18 protein-coding genes are annotated in these 22,685 nt (G+C 72.1%); 7 read left to right on the top strand and 11 right to left on the bottom strand.

The window, feature by feature from the left end; translation table 11 throughout:
• Window positions 1–18: 18 nt before the first annotated feature.
• The 6 genes from AWQ68_RS17935 to AWQ68_RS17960 all read right to left on the bottom strand — a co-directional run bounded on the left by AWQ68_RS17935 (window position 19) and on the right by AWQ68_RS17960 (window position 8,469).
• Window positions 19–1,608, bottom strand: a complete 1,590-nt coding sequence (locus AWQ68_RS17935; RefSeq protein WP_066941818.1) for an amidohydrolase — start codon at window positions 1,606–1,608, stop codon at window positions 19–21.
• 25 nt (window positions 1,609–1,633) lie between these two features.
• On the bottom strand, window positions 1,634–2,074 hold the full coding sequence (locus tag AWQ68_RS17940) for a RidA family protein (protein ID WP_066941820.1): 441 nt from the start codon (window positions 2,072–2,074) through the stop codon (window positions 1,634–1,636).
• A 209-nt stretch (window positions 2,075–2,283) separates the two neighbouring features.
• Window positions 2,284–3,834: an amidohydrolase gene (locus tag AWQ68_RS17945; protein ID WP_084464131.1), complete on the bottom strand. Its 1,551-nt coding sequence runs from the start codon at window positions 3,832–3,834 to the stop codon at window positions 2,284–2,286.
• Between the two features lie 54 nt (window positions 3,835–3,888).
• Window positions 3,889–5,559 (bottom strand): PucR family transcriptional regulator, encoded by a 1,671-nt coding sequence (locus AWQ68_RS17950; RefSeq protein ID WP_084464132.1) that lies wholly within the window; start codon window positions 5,557–5,559, stop codon window positions 3,889–3,891.
• A 193-nt stretch (window positions 5,560–5,752) separates the two neighbouring features.
• Complete coding sequence (locus AWQ68_RS17955) at window positions 5,753–6,367, bottom strand: FMN-binding negative transcriptional regulator (protein WP_066942138.1); 615 nt, start codon at window positions 6,365–6,367, stop codon at window positions 5,753–5,755.
• Between the two features lie 89 nt (window positions 6,368–6,456).
• The gene (locus AWQ68_RS17960) at window positions 6,457–8,469 is read right to left on the bottom strand and encodes an AfsR/SARP family transcriptional regulator (protein WP_066941822.1); all 2,013 of its coding nucleotides are present in this window, start codon (window positions 8,467–8,469) and stop codon (window positions 6,457–6,459) included.
• Between the two features lie 128 nt (window positions 8,470–8,597).
• Between AWQ68_RS17960 and AWQ68_RS17965 the strand changes: the two genes are divergently transcribed.
• Together AWQ68_RS17965 and AWQ68_RS17970 are read left to right on the top strand one after the other, a co-directional pair.
• Window positions 8,598–9,476 (top strand): alpha/beta fold hydrolase, encoded by an 879-nt coding sequence (locus tag AWQ68_RS17965; protein WP_066941824.1) that lies wholly within the window; start codon window positions 8,598–8,600, stop codon window positions 9,474–9,476.
• A gap of 153 nt (window positions 9,477–9,629) precedes the next feature.
• Entirely contained in the window at window positions 9,630–10,358 is a 729-nt protein-coding gene (locus tag AWQ68_RS17970; RefSeq protein ID WP_066941826.1) for a class I SAM-dependent methyltransferase, read from the top strand.
• 36 nt (window positions 10,359–10,394) lie between these two features.
• Here the strand turns inward: AWQ68_RS17970 and speB are convergent, their stop codons facing one another.
• Window positions 10,395–11,423 (bottom strand): agmatinase, encoded by a 1,029-nt coding sequence (speB, locus tag AWQ68_RS17975; RefSeq protein ID WP_066941829.1) that lies wholly within the window; start codon window positions 11,421–11,423, stop codon window positions 10,395–10,397.
• Window positions 11,424–11,605: 182 nt separating this feature from the next.
• Between speB and AWQ68_RS17980 the strand changes: the two genes are divergently transcribed.
• Window positions 11,606–12,493: a hypothetical protein gene (locus AWQ68_RS17980; RefSeq protein WP_066941831.1), complete on the top strand. Its 888-nt coding sequence runs from the start codon at window positions 11,606–11,608 to the stop codon at window positions 12,491–12,493.
• 22 nt (window positions 12,494–12,515) lie between these two features.
• Here the strand turns inward: AWQ68_RS17980 and AWQ68_RS17985 are convergent, their stop codons facing one another.
• Complete coding sequence (locus AWQ68_RS17985; protein ID WP_066941833.1) at window positions 12,516–13,430, bottom strand: TetR/AcrR family transcriptional regulator C-terminal domain-containing protein; 915 nt, start codon at window positions 13,428–13,430, stop codon at window positions 12,516–12,518.
• Between the two features lie 91 nt (window positions 13,431–13,521).
• Between AWQ68_RS17985 and AWQ68_RS17990 the strand changes: the two genes are divergently transcribed.
• Window positions 13,522–14,643: an FAD-dependent monooxygenase gene (locus tag AWQ68_RS17990; RefSeq protein ID WP_066941835.1), complete on the top strand. Its 1,122-nt coding sequence runs from the start codon at window positions 13,522–13,524 to the stop codon at window positions 14,641–14,643.
• 124 nt (window positions 14,644–14,767) lie between these two features.
• Here the strand turns inward: AWQ68_RS17990 and AWQ68_RS17995 are convergent, their stop codons facing one another.
• Window positions 14,768–15,217 carry a MarR family winged helix-turn-helix transcriptional regulator gene (locus AWQ68_RS17995; RefSeq protein WP_066941836.1) on the bottom strand — a complete coding sequence of 150 codons (450 nt, stop codon included), beginning with the start codon at window positions 15,215–15,217 and terminating at the stop codon, window positions 14,768–14,770.
• 92 nt (window positions 15,218–15,309) lie between these two features.
• On the opposite strand from AWQ68_RS17995, the gene AWQ68_RS18000 reads away from it, so the two are divergent.
• Together AWQ68_RS18000 and AWQ68_RS18005 are read left to right on the top strand one after the other, a co-directional pair.
• Window positions 15,310–15,780, top strand: coding sequence for an SgcJ/EcaC family oxidoreductase (locus AWQ68_RS18000; protein WP_066941838.1), 471 nt, complete (start codon window positions 15,310–15,312; stop codon window positions 15,778–15,780).
• Window positions 15,781–15,879: 99 nt separating this feature from the next.
• Entirely contained in the window at window positions 15,880–16,653 is a 774-nt protein-coding gene (locus AWQ68_RS18005; RefSeq protein WP_066941840.1) for a CAP domain-containing protein, read from the top strand.
• 75 nt (window positions 16,654–16,728) lie between these two features.
• On the opposite strand, the gene AWQ68_RS18010 is transcribed toward AWQ68_RS18005, so the two are convergent.
• Window positions 16,729–19,656, bottom strand: coding sequence for a DUF6351 family protein (locus tag AWQ68_RS18010; protein WP_084464133.1), 2,928 nt, complete (start codon window positions 19,654–19,656; stop codon window positions 16,729–16,731).
• An 82-nt stretch (window positions 19,657–19,738) separates the two neighbouring features.
• The gene (locus AWQ68_RS18015; RefSeq protein ID WP_066941842.1) at window positions 19,739–21,196 is read right to left on the bottom strand and encodes a hypothetical protein; all 1,458 of its coding nucleotides are present in this window, start codon (window positions 21,194–21,196) and stop codon (window positions 19,739–19,741) included.
• Between the two features lie 166 nt (window positions 21,197–21,362).
• Between AWQ68_RS18015 and AWQ68_RS18020 the strand changes: the two genes are divergently transcribed.
• Window positions 21,363–22,667: an ABC transporter substrate-binding protein gene (locus tag AWQ68_RS18020; protein ID WP_066941844.1), complete on the top strand. Its 1,305-nt coding sequence runs from the start codon at window positions 21,363–21,365 to the stop codon at window positions 22,665–22,667.
• Window positions 22,668–22,685 lie beyond the last annotated feature (18 nt).

Genomic DNA, 22,685 nt, shown 5'->3' on the forward strand with positions numbered 1-22,685 from the left:
GCCCCCGACAGAGGTGAATCAAGGGGCGCGGTGGACCACGAGGCCGCCGGCGATCGTCGCCGTGACCCCGGTCCCCCGCACGTCCCCGGTCTCCAGCGGATCCCGGTCGAGCACGACGAGGTCCGCGTCCATCCCGACGGCGACGCTGCCCCGCCGGTGCTCGGCGTGCGCCGCGTAGGCCGAGCCGTGCCCGTACGCGGAGAGCGCCTGCGGCAGGGTGAGCGCGTGGTCCGCGGAGGTCGCGGCGTGCAGCGTCGCGAACGGGTCGAAGTCCACGACGGGCCAGTCGGAGCCGAGGGCGATGACGCCTCCCGACTCGTGGATCGCGGACATCGGCCAGTTCGCGGCCGCGCGGCCCGGTCCGACCACGTCGTGCCAGTCGTGCGCCCGGTCCGGAGCGGAGAAGGCGTGCGCGGGCTGCATGCTCGCCACGACGTCCAGCGCCGCGAAGCGCTTGACGTCCTCCGGATGGACGATCTCGGCGTGCTCGACACGGTGCCGCCGCCGTCCCGCCGCCTCGAAGGCGTCCAGGGCCATCCGGACGCCGCGGTCGCCGATGGCGTGCAGTTGCACCTGCCAGCCGCGGCGGTGCGCCTCCACCGTGAACGCGGTGAGCTGTTCCGGTTCGAAGGCGGGTACCCCGGCGCTCTCCTCGCCTTCGTACGGCGCCAGCATCGCGGCCGTCCGGCTCTCGATCACACCGTCGACGAAGCCCTTGACGATCCCGCTGGTCAGCCAGTCGCCGCCGCGGAGCGGCGCCACCAGTTCCTCGTGCTCGTCGAGCGTCGTGCGCCATTCGGCGAGCGACTGCTCGGGCGCCATGGGCAGGGCGATCCTGGACCGCAGCGTGAGGCGGCCCTCGGCCAGCGCCTCCCGCCACACCGGCACCTCCACCGGATCGGTCCGGGCGTCCTGGACGGCGGTGAACCCGGACGCGTTCAGCGCCCGCACGGCCCGCAGCAGCGCGTCCTTGAGGTCCTGGTGGGTCGGGTCGGGCATCACCCGGTAGATGAGCTGGCCCGCCCGCTCCTTCAGCCAGCCGGTGGGCTCGCCGGTGGCCGGGTCGCGCACGATCACGCCGTTGGGAGGGTCGGGGGTGTCGCGGTCGATGCCCGCGGCCCGCAGGGCGGCCGAGTTGACCCAGTAACTGTGGCCGTCCATGCAGACCATCATGGCGGGACGATCGGGGACGACCGCGTCGAGCTGCTCCTTGGCGGGCCCGGCGTCGCCCCAGGCGGCGTAATGCCACCCTCCGCCCCAGATCCACGGCAGCTCGGGGTGGGCCGCGGCGTACTCGGCCACGAGCGACTGGAGCTCCGGGACCGTCACCGCCTCGCGCAGCGCGAGGAGGCCGCTCCACTGGCCGCCGGGGATCACGTGGATGTGCGCGTCGTCGAACCCCGGGAGGACCAGCCCGCCCGCGGCGTCGATCACCTCGGCGCGCGGGTGGCGGAGCCGTAGCGCCTCGGCGTCGGAGACGAGGGCGGCGATCCTGCCGTCCTCGATCACCACGGCGGTGGGCCCCTCCTCGGGACGGGGGCCGGTGGAGGCCCCGGGTCGGAACAGACGGCCGTTGACGACGATCAGCTGCGTGGGGGTGGCGTCCATCGTTCCTCCTCTGCGGCGCCGGATGTCAGCCGACCAGGGCCGTGGCCTCGATCTCCACAGGGGAGTCCATCGGCAGCCGGGCGACGCCGACCGCGGAACGCGCGTGCTCGCCGACGTCGCCGAGCGCCTCGACGAACACCTCCGAGGCGCCGTCGGCGACCAGATGGTGGTCCAGGAAGTCCGGACCGGTCGCCACGAACACCGTCACCTTGACGAGCGCGCGGATCCTGGACAGGTCGTTCAGCTCACGCTTGAGCGCGGCGAGGACGTTGAGCGCGCACTGCCGCGCGGCCGCCCTCCCCTGCTCCGGCGTGAGCTCCGCGCCCACCCGGCCGCGCAGCGGGAACTCTCCCTCCCGCGCCGCGACCTGCCCCGAAACGTGCACCTCATCACCGCTCCACCGGCACGGCACGTAGCGCGCGAACGGCGTCAACGGCTCGGGCAGCGCGAGATATCCGACTTCCATGCCGACCTCCTGGGCGCTTCAGACGGCTCGCCGCGATCCCGTCGGGAGCCTTGGGCGCTGACGCTATCCGAGCCTTGGACTCTTGGTCAATGGCTTGTACGTTTTGTAAATGCCAGTGGAATGGCGGGTCGGACACCCCGGAGCGTCCGCGCGGTGCGCGCCCCGCCGCCGGCCCGGGGGCGGGCGGCGGCGAGGGCGCACCGGAGATCTCACAGGGAGCGGCGGTGCGTCCACCGGCCGCCCAGAAGCGTGCCGAGGACGCCGGGGCGGCGCAGCTCCCCGGGCGTGAGGAGCGACGGGTCGCGTTCCAGGATCATCAGGTCGGCCGGATCCCCCTCCCGCACCGAGGAGCGCCCCCGGGAGGCGGCGGCCAGCGCGTCCCGGAGCGAGATGGCCTGCTCGGGATGCCACGGCGGACGCTCGTCGTCGGTACGCGCGACCGCCGACGCGATGCCGTCCCACGGGTCGAGCGGCGACACCGGGGCGTCCGAGCCGATCTCCAGGGTCGCCCCCGCCGCGAGCAGGTCGGCGTACGCGAACGCCCTGGAGGTCCGGCCGCACCAGTGCGTGTCGGCGACCTCGCGGTCGTCCGGGGCGTGCGCGGGCTGCACGCCGGCGACCAGGCCGGGCCGGGCGAACCTGGCGAAGTCCTCCGCGCGTACGAGCTGCGCGTGCTCGATGCGGCCCGGGCAGCCGACGCTCTCGAAGGCGTCGAGCGCGATCGCGGAGGCGAAGTCGCCGATGGCGTGCACCGCGGGGTGCAGCCCGTGGCGGGCGGCGCGCGCCATCGTCGCGGCCAGCTCGTCCGGCGGCGTCTCCAGCCGCCCGCGGTCGCCCGTGCCCGGGTACGGATCGTCGCAGTACGCGGTGCGGGTGTTCAGCGAGCCGTCGACGAACATCTTGACCGGGCCGACCTCGATCAGCCCCCCGGAGCCCGGCACCGTGTCGCCGGTGCGCAGACCGCGGGCGATCGCCTCGTCGAGCGCGGCGCGGGGGATGGAGCAGACGACGCGCATGTCGACCGTCTGCCGCTGAACCCGCCGCAGCCAGTCCGTCACGTTGTCGGCCATCTCGAAGTCGAGCATGCCGGTGACGCCGACCGCGGCGGCGGCGGTGGTCGCCTCGGCCACCCACCGGTCCAGCAGCTCAGGAGGGGGCGGCGGTAGCGCGATCATCGCGTTGGCGCACTCCGCCTCACGCAGCACCCCGGTCGGATGGTCGCCCCGGCCGATGAGGGCGAGCGCGGCGCCGCTGAGCCACGCCATGTGCAGATCGTTGCTGATCAGCACCACCGGATGGTCCTCAGGGAGCAGCGACCTGTGCGGCTCGTCCGGCCAGAGCGCGTCGCGGAAGCCGTACCCGGTGATCACCTCGGCGGCCTGCCCGGACGGCGGCAGGTGCGGCAGGACCAGCTCGGCGGCCTCGCGCGCGGAACGCGCACCGCTGAGGTCGATCCGGCGCCGGGCCTGCGCCCACTGCACGGAGTGCACATGCGCGTCCCACAGGCCCGGAAGGACGGTCGCCCCGTCGAGGTCGACCTCCTCGACGGCTACGGCGGACGCGATGTCGCGGATCTCGGTCGCGCCCGGCGGCTCCTCGCGCACGGCGGCCACCCGCCCGCCGGTGATCACGATGTGTCGCAGAGGACCGTCGAGCCCGACTCTGGCGTTGCGCAGCACCAGGCCCGGCCCTCCGTCGGGCGCGGAGGAGGCGGTCGAAGGGACGTCCGGGGATGCGGGATGCGTCGAAGGAGATGACATGCGGGAGACGGTAGGCGCTGCCTCCACGATGGCTCATCGTTGAAACCGGACGTATCACCCCGGCGATCTTGTGGTCGCCGACGAGAACTCGTCACGCAGGTGGAGCAGCCGGAGCTGGAGCCAGATCACGAGCCGCTCCGTCGGATCGGCGAGATCCACTCCGAACAGCTCCTGCAGACGGCGGATGCGGTAGCGCAGCGTGTTCTCGTGGACGGAGAGCTGGGCCGCGGCCCTGGCCGCCTCGCCGAACGCGTCCAGGTACGCCAGCAGCGTCACGGCGTGCGTGCTCGAGTGCGCCGCGTCGTACTCCAGCATCCGCCGGACCGGTTCGAGCAGCCGGTCGGCCGCCGTGTCACCCCTCTCGACGAGGTCGAGCAGGGCGATCCTGCTGCGCACCTGCTCGTCCGTGGCGACGCGCATGGCCTCGCCCGCCGTCTCGGCCAGCACGCGGATGACGCGGTCGGCGAGTCGGCGGGACTCCGGGACCCCCTCCAGCCTGGCCGCGACCGGCCCGATGCCGACGTGCAGCGTGATCGCGGCGGCGTTGCGCACCGAGGCGGCGGTGTCCGTGGCGAACCGGACCAGCCGGGCGGACGGCGTGCCCTCCGGCACCGGCATCAGGGCGTAGACCGCGTTCCAGCCGGTGGTGCAGACGGCCTCGTGATGCCACGCCTCGCACGCGAGGGTGACCAGGTCGAGGACGGTCGTGGCGGCGACCCCGGCGGCTCCCGGCCGCGGGGCCGGTCTCGTCGGCGCGAACGCCATGACGGCCACGGGGGTGTCCGCGGGCAGGCCGAGCCGCGCGGCGGCGACGGACTCGGATACGTCGCCGTCGAGCAGCGCGCGCAGCGTCTCCGCGCGCTGCCAGCGCCGCGGGTCGCCGGGGTTGCGCGAGCGGAGCAGGTGCGGCGCCGCGATCCGGCCCGCGTCGTCCAGCAACCGCATGGCCTCGGGGACGACGGGGGACGTTCCGTCCAGCACCCAGATGAAGCCGAGGAGCTGGGCTCCGGCGCGCACCGCCGTGGCCAGCCGTCGCATGTGCCCCGGGCCGAGGCTGGGGAAGCGCACCGGCCCGTCGGCGCGGAACACGCGGCTGTACTCCAGCCTGTTGGTCGGCCGCTGCGGCGTCTTGCGACCGAGGATGCCCTGCGCACGTATCTCGTCGATCTCCTGCCCGGGGACGTTGGAGTACGCGAGCACGTTCCCCTGGGCGTCCTCGATGCAGGTGGCGCCGCCGACGGTGGTGGCGATGGCGTTGGCCAGGGCGAACAGGTCCCCCACGCCGACGGAGGAGAAGGCCGCGGTGGTCGTCCCCGGACCGGAGACGGCGGTCGTCAACAGGGCGTCGAGCTGGCGCCAGGGCATCCGGGCCGGTGCGGCGAGGAGCGCCACCCCCGCCTCGCGGGCGACCTCGATGAGCTCTCCGAGTTCCGCGCCCCGATCCTTGACGACGACGGCGTGGTAATTGCAGGCCGCCGCCAGCCGAATGAGGTCGCGCGTCTCGGGGGCCGACGGCCGCGCGCCGACGGCGAGCAGCACGCACGCGGGGCGGTCCTCGAGGTGGTCGTCGGGATCGTGCACCACCGGCTCGCCGATCGGCAGGTCGGCGTCGGGGACGTGAACGGCCGACAGCACGTGTGGGCCGAGCGTCTCCAGCACCTGACTGATCGGGGGACGATACGGGCGAGCCATGGTGCCGTCGGGGATCAGATCAATTCGGGTCACGAGCGCCCCTTCCTCAACGCAGGGGGTGAATCCCTCTATTTAGCGCGGACCGATATCGACCCTGGCAAGTGCCCGAAGCCCGGTCGTCCCTCCCATGCGGCCCACGGGCGGGAGCGCCCGGGGGGCCGCTTCGGAGCCGATCGCCGGAGCCTACACGTCCCGTCGCCGACTTCCCCTCCCCCCGCGCGCTCCGTCAGCCGAACGCGGCGCGCATCGCGGCGGCGAGCGCCGGGTTCCGGTGGACGGCATCGGCGTCCAGGGCCCGGATCACCCGCTCGACGACCTCCGCCGGCTTGTCCTGGCTCAGCTTCGCCTTGCCCACGACCCTGGCGGGCACCAATCGGAAGCCGGTGGTGCCGGGGGCGATCCGCCGGGAGTACCCGGCCACGTCCGTCAGCCGGAACGGCTCGGGACGCGCGGACTCGAAGTGGTCCACGGTGGCCGAGAGCACCGCGTAGGTCTCCTCGGGACCGAGCACCTCCGGCGTTCCGTGCAGATGCACGGTGACATGGTTCCAGGTCGGGACGTACGGTCCCGCCTCGTAGAAGGAGGGCGACACGTACCCGTGCGGTCCCTGGACCACCAGCGCGACCGGCCGCTCCCCCAGCCCCCGCACGACCGGGTCCGTACGGGCGAGATGGCCGACGACGGCCGGTCCGGGGTTCTCCGGATCGGGGATCACCGGCACGTGCGTGACCAGCGGCTCCCCCTCTCCCGAGACGGTCACGAGCGTCGCCCAGCCGTGGTCGCGGACCAGCCCGCGCAGGGCGTCGGGGTCGTCAAGCGCGTAAATCGATTGTTCCAGCATGGACAGATGAAACATGTGTTACATGCCTGCTGTCAGTGTGGAGGACATCAAGGCCCGGCACCGGATCTTGGTCCCCTCGACAAGAGCGGCTACCTCTCCCCGGCGGGCGGGCAGGCTGAGGGGTTGAGCGCGGTGGTGAGGGCGGCGAGCCAGTGGTCTACGGGGCCGAGGGTGATCAGGCCGCTGCCCGCACCCGCCAGCTCACCCGCCGCCGGCAGGAGACGGGCGCGTACCTGTTCCAGCACGGCCTGGTCCCGGAGCTCCAGGGCGGCCGCGGCCTGCAGGCAGCACAGCGCCTCGTACATGAGGTCCGCGGGCGGCTCCGGCAGGGCGCGCAGCGCCGCCCGGCCCTCGGCGTGGCGGCCCGCGCGCAGCAGGAGGAACGGCTCGGCCCAGGGACGGTACGGGCCCCAGTCCGCGTCCGGGTCGACGGCCGCGGCCGCCTCCCGCACGAAGGAGGGACCGCCGGCGAGGCGCAGGCACAGCCGGGTGAGCGGGACCAGACCGTGCTCCATGCCGGGCATGCCGGCCCCCTCCAGCCGCGCGACGGCCTCCCGGTAGGCGGCCTCGGCCTGCGCGAACCGGCCGGAGGCGGCGAGCCGCAGCGCGCGGTACCACTGGGTGAAGACGCCCACCAGCGGCCGTTCATGGCGCTCGGCCAGCGAGTCCGCCGTGGCGGCGTGCTCGTCGGCCGCCGGGAAGTCGGCCAGCGCGCTGCGTGCCTGCAGCCGGATCAGATGCCCGAGCACCTCGAAGTTCACCAGACCGTGCCGGGCCGCCGACGCGACCAGTTCCGCGCCGATCTCGTCCCGCCGGGACGCGAGGCCCGCCCGGGTGCAGGACTGCATGAACACGCCGTTGAGGGCGAACGCCAGCAGCGCGGGATCGTCCAGTCGGCGGGCGATCTCCTCGGCCTCTCCTGCGGCCTGCGGCCCACGCGGGGAGCGGGTGCCGCGCATCTCCAGCGCGATCGTCGCCAGCAGACGGCACCGCGCGGCGTCGTACGAAGGAGCGCGCGGCAGGGCGGCCAGGGCGCGCTCGGCGGCGGCGACGATGCTCTCCGCCTGCTGCGGGTCGTCGCCGCGGGTCCAGATCGCAGGGACGTCGTAGGCGCCGATCACTCGGGCGGTCAGGTCCGGATCGCCGAGTTCCTCCGCCGCCGCGATGGCCGCCAGACGGTGCTCCCGGGCCGCCTCCAGGCCGCCGCCCCCGGTCACCGCGAGGTTCCTCAGGAGGCCGACCGCCGACTCGATCCGGGCGCGTGCGCCGGTGGCCGTGCGCTGGTAGGCCGCGGTCGCCTCCGCCCACAGCCGGCCCGCCGCGGTCTCCGGCCCGTCTCGCGGCTCCAGGCGCGGGTCCTGGGCCAGGATCTCCGCCTCCAGGCGGCGCAGTTTCGGGCCCGGGTCCAGCCCCAGATGGTCGGCCAGGGTCGCCCGGGCCCGGCGCAGCACCGCCAGCGCGTCCCCCTGGCGGCCCGCCTGGTACAGCGCGAGCGCCAGCAGTCGCCAGGCGTCCTCGCGCCACGGGTGCTCGGCCAGGTGCGCGTCCAGATCGGGCACCGCCGCGGCCGCCGGCCCCAGGGCCATCCGGGCCTCGGCCTGTCGCTCCACCGCCTGCAGCCGCAGTTCGGCCAGACGGGAGCGCTCGCCGCGGGACCACCGCTCCTGGGCGAACTCGGCGTAGGCCGGGCCGCGCCACCACCCCAGCGCCTCGTCGAGTCGCGCCAGCGCCCGCCCGGCCGGAAGCTTCGCGGCGGCGCCGACGGCAGCCTCGAACCGCCAGGCGTCCACGGCCTCCGGCGCGGCGCGCAAGGCGTACCCGGACCCCTCCGTGACCAGGAGACGAGCCGGGGACCGTGGCGGGCGATCCGGCTCAAGGACCCGGCGCAGTGCGGCGACGAACGTCTGCACGGCCCCGACGGCGCCCGCCGGCGGCTCGTCCCACAGCTCCGCCACCAGGCGGGAGACCGGGACCACACGGCGGCGGGCCACGATCAGCCGCGCCAGCACCGCGCGGTGCCGCGGTCCCTTCAACGCCAGCTCGTCACCGGCGTCGTCCCAGGCCACGACCGGCCCGAGCACGCCGAAGGCGACCCGCTCCATCCTCGCCTCCCTGCCCTCTCCGCCAGCCGCCACGGTACGCGCTGACCGGATGCTGATTCGCGCCCGGGATGCTCGACGGGTCCGCCGATCGGCGGGCGTCCCCGACGACTGATTGGGAGCGGAAACCCATGGCACCGACCATCCCCGGCTTCGATTACCAGCGAGTCCAGGTCGCCGAGGGCGTGTCCCTCAGCGCGGCCGTCGGCGGCTCCGGCACCCCGATCGTGCTGCTGCACGGCTTCCCCCAGACGCACCTGATGTGGCGGCACGTCGCCGCCGATCTCGCGGCCGACCACACGGTGATCTGCCCGGACCTGCGCGGCTACGGCGCGAGCGACAAACCGGCCGAAACCGGCCCCGAGACCTACGCCAAGCGCACCATGGCCGCGGACATCGTGGCCCTGGCCCACGCGCTCGGGCACGACCGGTTCGCGCTGGCCGGCCACGACCGCGGGGCCCTGGTCGCCTTCCGTGCCGGACTCGACCACCCCGAGACGATCACTCACCTGGCCTGCCTCGACGTGCTCCCGACCCTGGACATGTGGGACGTGATGCGCGGCAGAAGCGCCGCCGTCGGGTTCCACCTCTACCTGATGGCTCAGCCCCCGGGCCTGCCCGAGCGGATGATCGCCGCAGAGGCGGACGCCTTCTTCGACTACTTCCTCGGCATCTGGACCCGGAACCCCGAGGCGATCCCCGCCGAGGTCCGCACCGCCTACCTGGACGCCTGCCGCGACGCGGTGCCCTCGATCGTGGCCGACTACCGCGCCTCGGCGGGGATCGACGTCGAGCACGACCAGGCCGACCGGGACGCCGGCAACCGGCTGCGGATGCCGGTCACCGTGCTGCAGCAGGACTGGGGCGCCGCCCTCGGCTACGACGCGGCCGCCCTGTGGAGCGCCTGGGCGGCGGACCTGCGGCACGCCTGCGTCACCTGCGGCCACTTCATGGCCGAGGAGGCCCCCGCGCGGATCACCGCCGAACTTCGCACGCTCCTGAGCCGCTGACCCGAATGCTCGGCCGCGACACACTCCCGCATCGTCGAGGTGATGCGACGACCAGGTGAATCCACCCGGTGGCCGTCGATCGGCGGTGCCGAGTGCCCGGCGGCGGACCGAAAATCCGTCGCCGGAGCGCTCGGGCGTGAATATCGTTGCCTGATGCCCGATGCGATCTTCAGCCACTCCCGCCTCGCCCCCGTGTACGACGCTTTCGACGGAGACCGCGACGATCTGGCGGCCTACCTCGCCGTCGCCGACGAGTTGGGCGCGGAGCGCGTGCTCGATGTCGGGTGCGGGACGGGATGCCTGGCCATCCTGCTCGCCGACGGCGGCCGCACGGTCGTGGGGGTCGATCCGGCCGAGGCGTCGCTCGAGGTCGCGAGGTCGAAGGATCCGACCGGAAGGATCACCTGGGTTCACGGCGACGCCACGACCGTTCCGGCCCTTGACGCCGATCTCGCGGTGATGACCGGCAACGTGGCGCAGGTCTTTCTCAGCGACGACGACTGGGCACGGAATCTCCAGGGCATCCACACCGCGCTGCGCCCGGGTGGTCACCTCGTCTTCGAGACCAGGCGTCCCGAACGCCGGGCGTGGGAGGACTGGGCCGCCGACACCGCTCCGGTCACCCTCGACGTCCCGGGGATCGGACCGGTGGAGCAGCGTCTCGAGGTCACCGACGTGAGCCTGCCGTTCGTCTCCTTCCGCTACACCTACCGGTTCCTGGCGGACGACGCCGTCGTCACCTCGGACTCGACGCTCCGGTTCCGCGACCGCGACGAGGTGGAGACGAGCCTGACCGCAGGCGGCTACCGGGTGGTGGACGTGCGAGAAGCCCCTGATCGGCCGGGTCGCGAGTTCGTGTTCGTCGCGGAACGCGCGTCCTGAAGCCGCCCGGCCTACCCCCTTACCGGCGCGGCGCGCTCATCGCTCCCTGCCGTACCGGCTGAGGAGCGGCGTGCTCCGATCCCACGGCTCCAGTCGCCCGCGCCTCTCGGCCCGCTGCCGGGCGATGCCCGACAGCGCTTCCAGGACCACCCGGCTGCCGAGCATCGCCGTCACGTCGGCGTGATCGTAACCCGGCGCGACCTCGACCACCTCCACGCCGACGATCGGCAGTTCGTAGGACAGCCTGCGCACCGCGTCCAGCAGCGCACGCGAGGTCAGCCCGCCCGGCTCAGGGGTCCCCGTGCCGGGGGCCATTCCGGGATCGACGACGTCGATGTCCACCGAAAGGTACACACCGTCGCACTCGTCGAGGGCGATCCGCGACGCCTCGGTCAGGCAGACGTCCAGACCGCGCTCCACGACCTCGGTCATCTCGTACGAGCGCATCCCCTGGTCGGCCATCCAGCGCAGGGTCTCGGGGCCCGGCCAATAACCGCGCAGACCGATTTGCAGGAACCGGTCACCACGGGCCGCGCCCGATTCGATGAGCCGCCGCATCGGCTGGCCGTGCCCGATGAGCGAGCCGTACGAGCTGTCCCCGGTGTCGGCGTGCGCGTCGAAGTGCAGAACGGACACCCGTCCCCAGCCGACGGCCCGGGCGACGCCGGTGACGTCGGGCAGCGCGATCGAGTGGTCTCCGCCCAGCACGAACGGGATCTTCCCGGCCGCCGCGACCGCGTGGACCGCCTGCTCCAACGCCGCGTGGGACTTCTCCGCGTCACCGCTGAACATCATGACGTCGCCGGCGTCCCTGACCCGCAGGTCGAGCAGGCCGTCGACCCCCAGGGCCAGGGACGGACGGCTGCCGTCGTGCTCCAGGTAGCAGGCCTGCCGGATGGCCCCGGGCCCGAAGCGGGCGCCCGGCCGGTAGGAGGTGCCTCCGTCGTACGGGGCGCCCAGGATGACGACCTCGGCGTCGCTCCAGGAAGAGGGGCTCTCCAGATCACAGGGCGGCGCACCGAGGAAGGTGACGTCCGGACCGTACATCGCACCGAAACGGGTCATGGCAGATCCTCCGTATTGAACCGGTTCGTCACATCCTCACAGCCGTCGACGCCGCCCGGAATCCCCCACCACTGGTACGCCCTATGAAGAACCGCGCACCGCCACTCCACGACAAGAGCCTGCCCCTCCCGGCGGCCGATTCCTTCAAGACTTCGACCTCCTCCCCGGGGCAAGCTGAATGCATGAACGTCGACCTCTCCGCGGCGGAGGCCTTCATGGCCGCGCACGCGCGCGTCCTGGACCGCCGCCGCTTCGAACTGTTGCTGAACCGAACGGACCCCGCCGCCGCGCTGGCCGCCCTGGACGGCTACCGCAACCCCGACGGCGGATACGGCTGGGGCCTGGAACCCGATCTCCGCTCGCCGGAGAGCCAGCCCGGGGCCGCGCTGCACGCCTTCGAGGTGTTCGAGGACATCGCGCCGGTCATCGCCCCGAACGCCTCCGCACTGTGCGACTGGCTGGAGTCGGTCTCCCTGCCCGACGGGGGCCTGCCGTTCGCGCTGCCCCTGACCGTCACCGCGGGCACGGCCCCCTGGTGGAAGGAGGCCGACCCCTCGGTGTCGGCGCTGCAGACCACCGCCGTGACCGCGGCCGCGGCCTGGCGCGTCGCGGCCCACGACCCCGCCGTGGCCGCGCATCCCTGGCTGGAGCGGGCCACCCGCTACTGCCTGCGCGCGATCGAGGCGATCGACCGGGCCCCCTTGGCGTACGTGCTGCTCTTCGCGGTGCGCTTCCTGGACGCCGTCTACGACACCCGCCCCGAGGTGGCCGATCTGCTGCGACGGCTGGGCAAGTACGTCCCCGCCGACGGACGGGTACGCGTCGAGGGCGGCACGGAGCAGGAGATGGTGCGGCCGCTCGACTTCGCCCCCTACCCCGACCGGCCGGCGCGTGATCTGTTCGACCCGGCGGTGATCTCGGCGGACCTCGATCGCCTGGCCACCCTCCAGCAGGACGACGGCGGCTGGATCGTCGACTACGCCACGATCTCTCCGGCGGGCTCCCTGGACTGGCGCGGCCACACCACTGTCCGGGCGGTCGACATCCTGCGCCGCAACGGCAGGCTCTGACCGCTCGCCGCCGTCCGGCCCGTCAGGACGTGGTCTGCCGGGAACCTTCGACGCGCAGGCCGTCGAGGAGCGCCTGGAGCCCGGTCTCGAAGAGCTCGTCGAGGTCGAAGTCGTAGCCTTCCGCGCCGAGTCCCCTGATCATCTTCGTGAACATGGGGTACCGGCCGGAGGTGACGACGGCGCTCATCGCCCTTCCCTGACTGTCGAGCCACTGCTCGCTGGACAGCCCGGTGGCCGAGATCGCCTGCGCCTCCCGTTCGATGTGCACGGCGAACCCCTGCACGTAGGCGTAGATCAGGACCTCGATCGTGAGCATGGTCTCGGACGCGAGGCCGAGGCCGTCCACTGCGCGCAACAGCTGCTCTCCGTGTCGGAGCAGCCCGGGCAGTGGAAGGGGGCGGTCGAGCGGAGTCAGGTGGGGCAGCCACGGATGCCGTCGATAGGTCTGCCACAACGTGCGCGCGACCGTCTCAAGCCGCTCGCGCCTGCTGAGTGTGTCGGCCGGGTAGCGCGACTCACCGTAGGCGAGATCGGCCATGCTCCGGACCAGCTCGTCCCTGCCCCGCACGTGCCGGTGGACCGCCGTAGCCGCGACACCGAGCCGCGCCGCCACCGCCCGGATGGTCACCGCGCCCAACCCTTCGGCGTCCGCGATCGCGATCCCCTCGCGCACGATCCCCTCACGCGTCAGCTCCACCGGTCCGGTGCGCCGTCGCGGCCGGCTCAACGTGGCGGCCACCACCGTCGCCGACCTCGGTCTGGCCTCCACGAGGCCCTCTTCCTTGAGTACGGCGAGCGCCCGCGCCGCGGTGGCCAGCGCCACCTTGAAGTCACGGGCGACGGCGCGGGTCGAGGGCACTTTGTCGCCGGGGGCGAGTTCGCCTGAGTGAATGCGCCGCCGGAGGTCGGCCGCGATCCGCAGGTACGGGGACTCCATCGATCTGTCCTAGTACAGAAGAGGCAGGGGACGGCTGGATCTGTTCTAGCACAGTTGGGCGCTGCGGCGCAGGCGGGGATACCAAGGACTCGTGACTTCGATTCTGATCTCCGGCGCGAGCGTCGCCGGACCCGCGCTCGCGTACTTCCTCAGCCGGCACGGCTTCACCGTCACCGTGGTCGAACGTGCCCCCGCCCTGCGCCCCGGCGGGCAGGCGATCGACGTGCGCGGCGCCGCGCTCACGGTCGCCGAACGCCTGGGTGTCCACGCCGACCTGCGGCGGCGCCGTACGCACATGAAGGGCATGTCCATGCTGGACGGCGACGGCAACGAGCTGTGGCGGTCCACGGAGGTGGCGCTCTCCAGCGGCCGGCTCGACAGCGACGACGTGGAGGTGCTCCGCGACGACCTCACCGGCCTCCTCTACGACCGGACGCACCAGGACGTCGAGTACGTCTTCGGGGACTCCGTCACCTCGCTCGTCCAGGACGAGCACGGCGTGCACGTCACCTTCGAGCGCTCGGCTCCGCGCACCTTCGACCTGGTGGTCGGCGCGGACGGCCTGCACTCGAACGTGCGCAGGCTCGCCTTCGGCCCGGAGCGCGACTTCGTCCGCCACCTCGGGACGTACGTGTCGATCTTCTCCACGGAGAACTACCTGGGCCTGGAGGACTGGCAGACCTGGTTCGACGACGGCACGGTGGGCGGCGTCATCTATCCCGTGCGCGGCAACGCCGAACTCCGCGTCAACATCGGATTCCGGAGCGAGGACCCGGTCGAGTACGACCACCGCGACATCCAGGCGCAGAAGCGGCTCGTGGCCGAGCGCCTCGCGCACGCACGCTGGGAGGTGCCGCGTCTGGTCAAGGCGATGTGGACCGCGCCGGACTTCTACTTCGACTCGATGGCCCAGGTCAGCATGGACCGCTGGTCCGCCGGCCGGGTGACGCTGCTCGGTGACGCCGGCTACTGCGCCTCACCGCTGTCCGGGCAGGGCACCAGTCTGGCGCTGATCGGCGCGTACGTCCTGGCCGCCGAGCTGGCGGGGTCCGGGTACGAAGCCGCGTACGCCGCCTACGAGGCCCGGATGCGGCCGTTCGTGGAGCTCAACCAGGCGCTGATCGAGCAGAACCGCGAACTCATGGAACAGGACCCGTCGGGCGAAAGCCCGCTGGACAGCGTCAAGAACGCGATCCAGCTCCCGGAGCTGTGAGAAGCCGGGCGTGCGGGGCCCCGCGCCGTCCGAACTGAGCCGCTCGGTCGCCGAGGCCGCCACCCGCGCCGGGGGGCGGCCTCGGTGAAGCGCGGTGTTCGACCTGGCCTCCTTCGGCCGGCCCTCAGGCCCGCTTGTCGTGGAGTTCGGTGGTGGCGTCCAGATAGGCGTCGGCGGCGCGGGCGAAGTAGTCGAAGAGGACGGCCTGCTGCTCGGGTGAGTAGCCCTGGACGATCGCGCCGATCTTCTGGCGGGCCGGGGCCAGGACTTCGTCGAGGCCGCCGGGGCGGGCGACAAGCTCGACAATGATCTTGCGACGGTCGTCCGGATCGGGGACGCGGCGCACGTACCCCGCCTGCTCCAGTCGGTCGATCAGCCGGGTGGTGGGCCCGGTGGTCAAGCCGGTGCGGCGGCCGAGCTCGCCGGGGGTCATCGAGCCGCCCAGCCCCAGGACGTTCAACGCGTACAGGTCGGTCGCCCCCATGCCGACGGCCTTCGCTCCGGCGTGCCCGTGCAGCATCACGGCGCTGAGGTAGCGCCGGTACACCGCTCCCCCGTTCTCTGGCGTTGACATGTCTCACTTCCCTCCCTAACCTCTTCCTTAACGAAGAGAAATCTTCGACGAAGCAAATGCTCAAACGAAGCTATCACGAGAGGGTGCGAGCCATGAACATCTCCACCACCGCCCACGCCGCCGACACTGCCGCCGACACCGCCGCCGTCGCCGCCGTCCTGGACCGCCTCACCGCCGCCTGGAACGCCGGGGACGGGGTCGCCTACGGCGCCGAGTTCACCGACGACGCCACCTACATCACCTACGTGGGCACCCTCTATGTCGGCGGCACCGAGATCGGCAGCGCCCACCAGGCCCTGTTCGACAGTTTCCTCAAGGGCACCCGGCTCGCCGGCGAGATCGTCGGCATCCGCTTCACCGGCCCCGACACCGCCCTGGTCGTCACCCGCGGCGACGTCCACAAGGGCAAGCCCGGGAAGCTCCACAAGATCCAGACCTACACCCTGGTCCGCCAGGCGAACGGCGAGTGGAAGGTCGCCGCCTTCCAGAACACCAAGCACAAGGCCCTCATGGAGGCCATCTCCTTCAAGGCTCAGCCCGCCACCCGGCCCGCCGTCGCCTGACCGCCTTCCATGCCCTCGGACGTGCTTTAAAGGGCACCGCAAGGCGGCTGAAAGGCTCCCGGCTTATCACTGAGGAACGCCGACGCCGAGGAGCCCCCCATGAGCAGCCTCTTACCGTTCTCCCGCACGCCGCAGCGACTCGTCCCCGACAGCCCGGTGTCACACCGCCGGCAGGCCGCCGTCGCCGTGACCGGCGCCCTCCTGTTGAGCCTGGCCGGCGCCGTTTCCGTGGCACAGCCGGCAGCCGCCGCGGCCCCACCGCTGAAAGGCGCTGGAACCTGCGCGAACATCGACATGATCTACCAGCCCGCGTCCGCGTTCCCGGACACCAGCCGGGGACGTTTCGACTTCAGGATGCAGGTGAGCAAAATCCAGTCGGCGGTTCTGTGTCTGGTCAACGCCGAGCGGACCAACATGCGGCCGTTGACGAGCCCCATCGGGTTCAAGGGGACCCTCACACTCGGCACCGCCGCGGCCCGGCACGCCGCGGACGCCGTCGCTTTGCGCTGGTGGGGAAAAGTGGAGCCGGGTAAGAACTGCCGCCCCATGCAGGGCGACCCCACCACGTGCGATCCGCACATCAATCCGGAGACCGGCTCGACCCCGCTCAGCCGGGCCCAGGCGGTGGGCTACGGCCGCCGCTGCACCTCGTTCGCCGTCGCCGAGAACGCCTACGTGGGATGGGGGTCCGCGTCCGTCACGCCGCGCGCGGCCGTCACATGGTGGATGAACAGCAAGCCACACCGCGACAACATCCTCAACCCGGCTTTCACCGTGATGTACGCCAAGACAGCCCTGGGCAGCGCGGATCCGGCCGCCGGGTCCATCACCCCCGCCGTGACGTACGTCCAGATGTTCGGCCGCTGCAGCTGACGCCGGAAGTGAGCCGGGGGCGGAGCGGCATGCTCCGCCCCCGGCTTCGATCAGGTTGAGCAAAGGAGTCCGCCGTCAGAAGCGGAGCCAGGTGGCTCCCGTCCTCTGCTGGGACACTCCCGGCTTGGAGTAGTCGCACACCCCGCGAGGGAAGATCGTCCGCAAGCGGTCCCATTGCTCGTTGGTCCACGTCACCGCGTAACCGTCGCGCCTCGGCGGTGTCACCCGGCAGGTGATGATGTCGGCGGTGACGTCCTCCCCCGCCACCTCCCGGGGGAAGGACGCGGTCGGATACATCCGCTCACACGCGCTCGCCGGGTCGCGCTCGAGTGACTCGGCCACGAAGCGCGGTTCCGCGTCGCGGGTGTTGCAGCCCTCGGCCAGGGTGGCCGGCCGGGCGGCGACGATCCGCGTGATCTGCTTTCCGCCCGGGCGCAGGCCGTCGAGGTTCGTCAGCCAGTGGTCCATCTGGATCACCGCGTGCCGCACCAACGGGCTCTCCGTGCTGAACAGTCCGTATCGGGCGTCCTCCAGCAGGCTGACGTGGTTGGCCGCGGTGCCGTTGGCCTCCTTCAGCCGTTCCCGCATGGAGAACGTGTGGTAGCGGACGTGGATGTCGCCCCAGGACACGTCGTCCCAGTACGAGCGGTAATCGATGATCGGTATCGTGGCCAGCCCACGGCCGCCGCTCGTCACCCGTCCGGTGTGGTAGGCGATCCGCGCGGCCTTCGGGTCGGCCTCGACCCGCCGCGGTACGACGTTGGCGTCGGCGTCGAGGCCGCCGATGCGCTCGTTGAGGTCGAGGAACTGTTCCGGCGTGATGTTCCCGTCGTTCAGGGCGCCGAGCCCGTACTGGATGCCGACGTTGCCCAGCGGTCTGCGGGCGAACCCGGTGGCCGGGTCGGCGCCGTACACGTTGATCGCGTGGTCGTACACGCCGCAGCGGACACCGGTCGGGTTGGCGGCCGGGTCGTACCGCAGTTGCCCCGGCACGATCTCGCAGTTCTGCCGCGGGTCGATCCGCGAGGCGCCCCGTGACATGGCGGACACCATGGCGGCGGTGGCGAAGCCGGACGCCCGGCGCTTCTGCTCGTCCGTCCACGGGACCGTCGCTCCCGTGGTGAAGTACGTGTCGAGCAGCCGCGCGTCGGTGAGGAAGTTGACCGTGCTGACGCCGACGTCGGGGAACGAGCAGCCCACGACGATGCCGTCGAAGATGCCCGGGTAGTTGTCGGCGATCTGGTGGGCCTGGTACGACCCGCCGGAGCAGCCGTAGCCGATGGTGTGCTCCACCGGGCCGTGTCTCTCGACGAACAGCTCCTTCGTCATCATCGCCGACTCGGCCGCGATGACGTCGTTGCAGTTGTTCTCGAACACGTTCAGCGAGGACGACATCAGCGCGAACCCGCGGCCGAGCAGGAAGGGGTCGGTGACGGTGCCGGTGCTGTTGCCCGACCGGTACCACCCGCCCGCGCAGCCGCCGCCGAGGGTGAACACGGCCCGGCCGTTCCAGCCGGCGGGGCGCACGGTGGGAGACGGCTCCGGTTCGGCCAGCGGGTCGTGCAGCATGCTCATCTGGACCACCGCGCGGTTGGCGCCGGCGGTCTCCATCCGGACGATGAACGGGACCGTGGCGCCGAGCGAGTTCGTCGTGGTGGCCAGGTCGGCGGGGTAGGCGGTCGCGTCGGCCGGCCAGCGCCGGTACGCGCCGGTGGACGTTCGATAGAAGTAGTCGACCCTGGCCTTGATCGTGCAGTTCACGTCGAGCGGCTCACCGAGGGTCCCGCCGATCACCGGGATCTGGAACGACGCGGTCTCGCAGGCGAACGGCTGCTCGTGCGGGCCGGAGAACACCGGACCCTGCGCCGGATAATTCACCAGCGTGATCGAGCTGCGCGGCCGACGCGGGACCTGCGCGGTCACCTCGACCGTGTTCTGGCCCTCCCGCAGGCCGGTCACCAGCCCGATCAGCTCGTCGGCACCCGGTCCGTTCCGGAAGGCCGGCGTGACGTCGGTCCGGCCGTTCAATGTCACGCGCAGGCTCTCGCGCGGGACGGCGCGAGGGAGGTCGATCCGGAGCAGCGAGTCGCCTCCGGTCACCATGTCGGCTCTGCCGGAGATCGCGGAGATCCGCAGCTCCCCCGGCCCCGATCTGTCCGGCGCGGCGGTCACGGTGATCGTGACGGTCGCGGTGGATCGCTTGTCGCCGTCGCCGACCTCGTACGTGAACGTGTCCACGCCGACATACCCACGGTCCGGGCGGTAGCGGAACGCTCCGTCCGGGGAGGTCGTCAGGACGCCGTGGGACGGCTGTGACCAGGCCGCCACCGTGGGTGTGACGCCGTCGGGGAAGCGGTCGTTGCCGAGTACGCCGGGCGCGTCGGCCGTCAGTTCGGTCGCCTCCGGCGTGGTGAAGAAGTCGTCGGCGGCCGTGGCATGCGGCGTGGGCGGCCCCTCACCGGGTGCCCGGACGACCACCTCGTACACGCGGGCCACGTCCGTGCTGTGCCGCGACTTCTTGGTGATCACCAGGCGAAGCGCGCTCGTCACGATGTCGGTGGTGAACGTGACCACCGGCTTGGTGTTGTCGGTCGCCGTTCCGACCTTCACCCAGCCGGCGTCCGTCCGGGCTTCGACGGTGAAGTCCACGAGAACGGTGTCGGCATAGGGCGCGGGCCACCCGGAACCGCTGTAGATCCCGACCGTGCCGACCCGGGTCTCGGCCGGAAACGTGATCGTCAGCGTGGGGGTGGCGTCGCTCGCCGACGACATCCAGCGTGAGGACTCCGCGCACGCGCCGTCGATGGCGTTCTTCGCGCCGTAGCTCGAGCTGTAGGTCGAGGACGCCGCGACGGTCGCCCCCATCGCTCGATGGCCCGTGCATTCGATGTCCTGCGCCTGGGCGGTGGCGGACAGTGGCGCGGCCGTCAGGGAACTCGCTGTCAACACGGCGGCGGCGGACAGCGCGATTATCGAGGATCTCAGGATCTTCCTCGCGATCACGACATCTCCTCGTCAGCTAGGGGGGTGTGATCCGGGGGCGACGCCGGCCCGTCGACCGCGCGGTCGACGGGCCGGCGACCGCTCAGGGGCCGTCGGGGTAGACGAGGTGAACGCGGATGTTGGTCCAGTTCTGCGGGCAGGTCGCGGCCTGACAGTTGGCGGGGCTGTGCACCCCGACGAGCTCGGGGCTCAGATGCCAGGTCTTGCCGTAGTCGTAGGAGACCTCGAAGTACGTGGACTCGCTGAGGTTGCCCGGGTCGAACGTGGTCCGGGCGTACATGCCGAACACCGGCGCGATGGCCTCCCAGCCCGGGGAGAACGAGGGCGCGCCGTCGATGATGTACCGGTCGTCCCTCAGCCGCTGCCGGTCGGCGCCGACCGGGCCGACGATGAGCCACTGGGGACGGTCGATGAACGAGTTCTGCCCGAGGTCGTTGCTGAGGAACTTCACGTGGTTGGCGGGGACGATCTGGAAGCCGCCGCGGACGTTCTCATCCCAGCTGAAACCGACGTACGGCGAGGTCGAGAAGGTCAACGCGCCGGGGTGGTTGGTGTCCATCTGGCCGACGTGGGCGAACTCCGTGCCGCCGAAGCGCCCGGTGCCCTCCACACGCTGCACGACGTCGGCCACCCGGCGCTTCTCGCCCTGGGCGTAGCCGACGTAGATGCCCCCGTTCCGCGGGTGCGTCCGCCCGGCCACCGTGTCGCCGGCGGCCCAGTTCTCGAACTCGAGGTAGGTCGGCGAGGAGTTCCGCACCACCGGCCGGTAGGCGGTGAAGCGCAGCCGCCGCGGAGGCGCCGCGTTCGGGTCGCGGCGGAAGTGCTCGGCGATGGGGAGCCAGGACTGTCGCGTCTCGTCGAAGTAGCTCAGCGGCGAGCCGGCGGGCAGCGAGCTCTTCCCGCCGAAGATCCCCGAGCCTCCGGGGATGTCGGTGTAGATGGTGTCGGCCAGCCAGTTGCCGTGGTCGGCGCCGATGTAGCGGTCCGGGCGGATGTTGAGGAGGCTGGTGGTCCAGTCGCGCTGCCCGGTGGCCGGGTCGAAGTTCTCGTAGCGCAGCGGGTCGTAGCTCTCCTCGGGCCAGACCTTGGAGCGCAGGACGTAGACCGACGTGGCGAGCAGGTGCCCCGCGGTGCCGTCCACGGCGCGTGAGTACTTCGACGCCCAGAATCCGTCGTTGGCCTCGACGGTCGCGGTCGCCGGCCGTTGCACGTGCCCGAGCACCGTCCGCCTGCCGTCCAGCGCGACGTGCTCGATGGCGCCGCCGGTGACGTTGTCGATCTCGACGTGGAACTGGGCGACGAGGCGCGGCTTGTTCTCCGGCATGGCATGCGGGGGGATCTGCGCCCCCGCCATGTTGGTGATGCCCGACGACGCGCGGAGCGAGGGGTCCTTCGTGAGGGGCGACGCGCTCGCCGCGGTGGCGGGGACGAGCAGCGCCAGCGCGGCGACGCTCGTCCACCACAGCCGGGCGCCGCGGCGCCGACGGTCCGTTGTGGCGTGGGGGGTGTCCGAGCGCGCTGCTCGGCGGGTGGGAACCATGGGGGCGGCTCCTCCTCTTCTGGTGTTGCGCATTATCACGCCTGCAGTGCCGTCAGTGTTTCCAGCGAATCGTCGGCCTGTCAATATCCGGCCTTGACTGATAATGCGCAACACCTCCATGATGATGCGCATTATCGGGCTGGGTGCAGCCCGCAGAGGAGGCAAGATGATCAGGAAGTTGCGTGGAGCCTCGCGCCTGGCAGCCGCTCTCGTCGCGGTGACGGTCCTGAGCGCATGCGGCACGGGCGGCGGAGCCGGCTCAGGCGCCGACGCCGGCACTCTCCGGGTCTGGTTCCCGGGCAATCTCAGCGAGGAGATCGCCTGGGTGAACGAGAAGCTGGTCCCCGCGTTCAAGGCGGAGCACGGCGTCGACGTCCAGGTCGAGTTCGTGGACTGGGCCAACCTGGCCACGCGGCTGTCGACCGCCTTCGCCGGCGGTACGGCCCCCGACGTCTTCGGGCACGGCAACGCCGCGGCCGCCGGGTACGCCGCCAACAACCGGGTGATCGCGCTGGACGAGTACCTCGCGAAGATGCCCGCCGACGACGTGGCGGATCTGACGTTCCTCGACCAGGGCAAGGTGAACGGCAAGCAGGTCATCATGCCGCTGCGCGGCTTCGGCCACCTGCTCGCCTACCGCGCCGACCTGGTCAAGGAAGCGGGCCTCGACCCCGACTCCCCACCCCGGACGTGGCAGGAGCTGCGCTCGGCGGCGGACCGGCTGGTCGTGCGCAAGAGCGGCTCCATCACCCGTTCCGGCGTGATCGTCCCCGCCGACGATCCGACGAGCATGTCGCAGGCCTTCGGGAGCTTCCTGTTCCAGGCCGGCGGCGCCTTCCTCGACGAGAGCGGCACGACGATCACGTGGAACTCCGAGGCGGGCAAGCGGGCGCTCGGCTTCCTCGTCGATCTCTACAACGGCCCGCAGGCGGTGTCCACCGGCCTGGGCGAGGCGACGAGCGGGGCGGGGGCGCAGCACCCTCTCGTCACCGGGCGGGCGGCCATGGCCGTGATCACCGAGGCCACGCTCAAGAGCATTCACGAGCAGGCGCCCGACGTCGCCGCGCAGATCAAGGTGGCGCCGCCGCTGAAGGACGCCGTGGCGGCATCCTTCGGCGGGGCGGGCAACGGGTTGTTCATCAGCGCCGACTCCAAGCACAAGGACCAGGCGTGGGAGTTCATCGAGTTCCTGCTCAAGCCGGCGAACGCCAAGGCGTACGTCCAGGCCGTCGGCGGCATCCCGGCGCGAGCGTCCCTCGCCTCGGACCCGGACCTGGCGGCGAAGCCGTACATCAAGCCCTACATGGACGCCGCGTCCCAGTTCCGCGGGAACCCCAACGTCGAGACGTGGACGCAGCAGCGCGACGCGCTCTCCGCCGAGATCGAAGCCGCGCTGCGCGGCAAGGCGCCCGCCGGCGAGGCGCTCGACCGCGCGGCGGCGAAGGCCACGGCGCTGCTCAAGCGGAACTGACCGGCGGACGCGAACGGA

It is taken from the genome of Microtetraspora fusca (genome assembly GCF_001570365.1).
Taxonomy (GTDB): Bacteria; Actinomycetota; Actinomycetes; order Streptosporangiales; family Streptosporangiaceae; genus Microtetraspora; species Microtetraspora fusca.

Bases quoted from the DNA above. Each gene is read 5' to 3' on its own strand.
- AWQ68_RS17970 (WP_066941826.1), top strand. From the start codon at position 9,630: ATGCCCGATGCGATCTTCAGCCACTCCCGCCTCGCCCCCGTGTACGAC.
- AWQ68_RS18005 (WP_066941840.1), top strand. From the start codon at position 15,880: ATGAGCAGCCTCTTACCGTTCTCCCGCACGCCGCAGCGACTCGTCCCC.
- AWQ68_RS17935 (WP_066941818.1), bottom strand. From the start codon at position 1,608: ATGGACGCCACCCCCACGCAGCTGATCGTCGTCAACGGCCGTCTGTTC.
- AWQ68_RS17980 (WP_066941831.1), top strand. From the start codon at position 11,606: ATGAACGTCGACCTCTCCGCGGCGGAGGCCTTCATGGCCGCGCACGCG.
- AWQ68_RS18000 (WP_066941838.1), top strand. From the start codon at position 15,310: ATGAACATCTCCACCACCGCCCACGCCGCCGACACTGCCGCCGACACC.
- AWQ68_RS17995 (WP_066941836.1), bottom strand. From the start codon at position 15,217: ATGTCAACGCCAGAGAACGGGGGAGCGGTGTACCGGCGCTACCTCAGC.
- AWQ68_RS17945 (WP_084464131.1), bottom strand. From the start codon at position 3,834: ATGTCATCTCCTTCGACGCATCCCGCATCCCCGGACGTCCCTTCGACC.
- AWQ68_RS18015 (WP_066941842.1), bottom strand. From the start codon at position 21,196: ATGGTTCCCACCCGCCGAGCAGCGCGCTCGGACACCCCCCACGCCACA.
- AWQ68_RS17960 (WP_066941822.1), bottom strand. From the start codon at position 8,469: ATGGAGCGGGTCGCCTTCGGCGTGCTCGGGCCGGTCGTGGCCTGGGAC.
- AWQ68_RS17985 (WP_066941833.1), bottom strand. From the start codon at position 13,430: ATGGAGTCCCCGTACCTGCGGATCGCGGCCGACCTCCGGCGGCGCATT.
- AWQ68_RS18020 (WP_066941844.1), top strand. From the start codon at position 21,363: ATGATCAGGAAGTTGCGTGGAGCCTCGCGCCTGGCAGCCGCTCTCGTC.
- AWQ68_RS17965 (WP_066941824.1), top strand. From the start codon at position 8,598: ATGGCACCGACCATCCCCGGCTTCGATTACCAGCGAGTCCAGGTCGCC.
- speB (WP_066941829.1), bottom strand. From the start codon at position 11,423: ATGACCCGTTTCGGTGCGATGTACGGTCCGGACGTCACCTTCCTCGGT.
- AWQ68_RS17955 (WP_066942138.1), bottom strand. From the start codon at position 6,367: ATGCTGGAACAATCGATTTACGCGCTTGACGACCCCGACGCCCTGCGC.
- AWQ68_RS17940 (WP_066941820.1), bottom strand. From the start codon at position 2,074: ATGGAAGTCGGATATCTCGCGCTGCCCGAGCCGTTGACGCCGTTCGCG.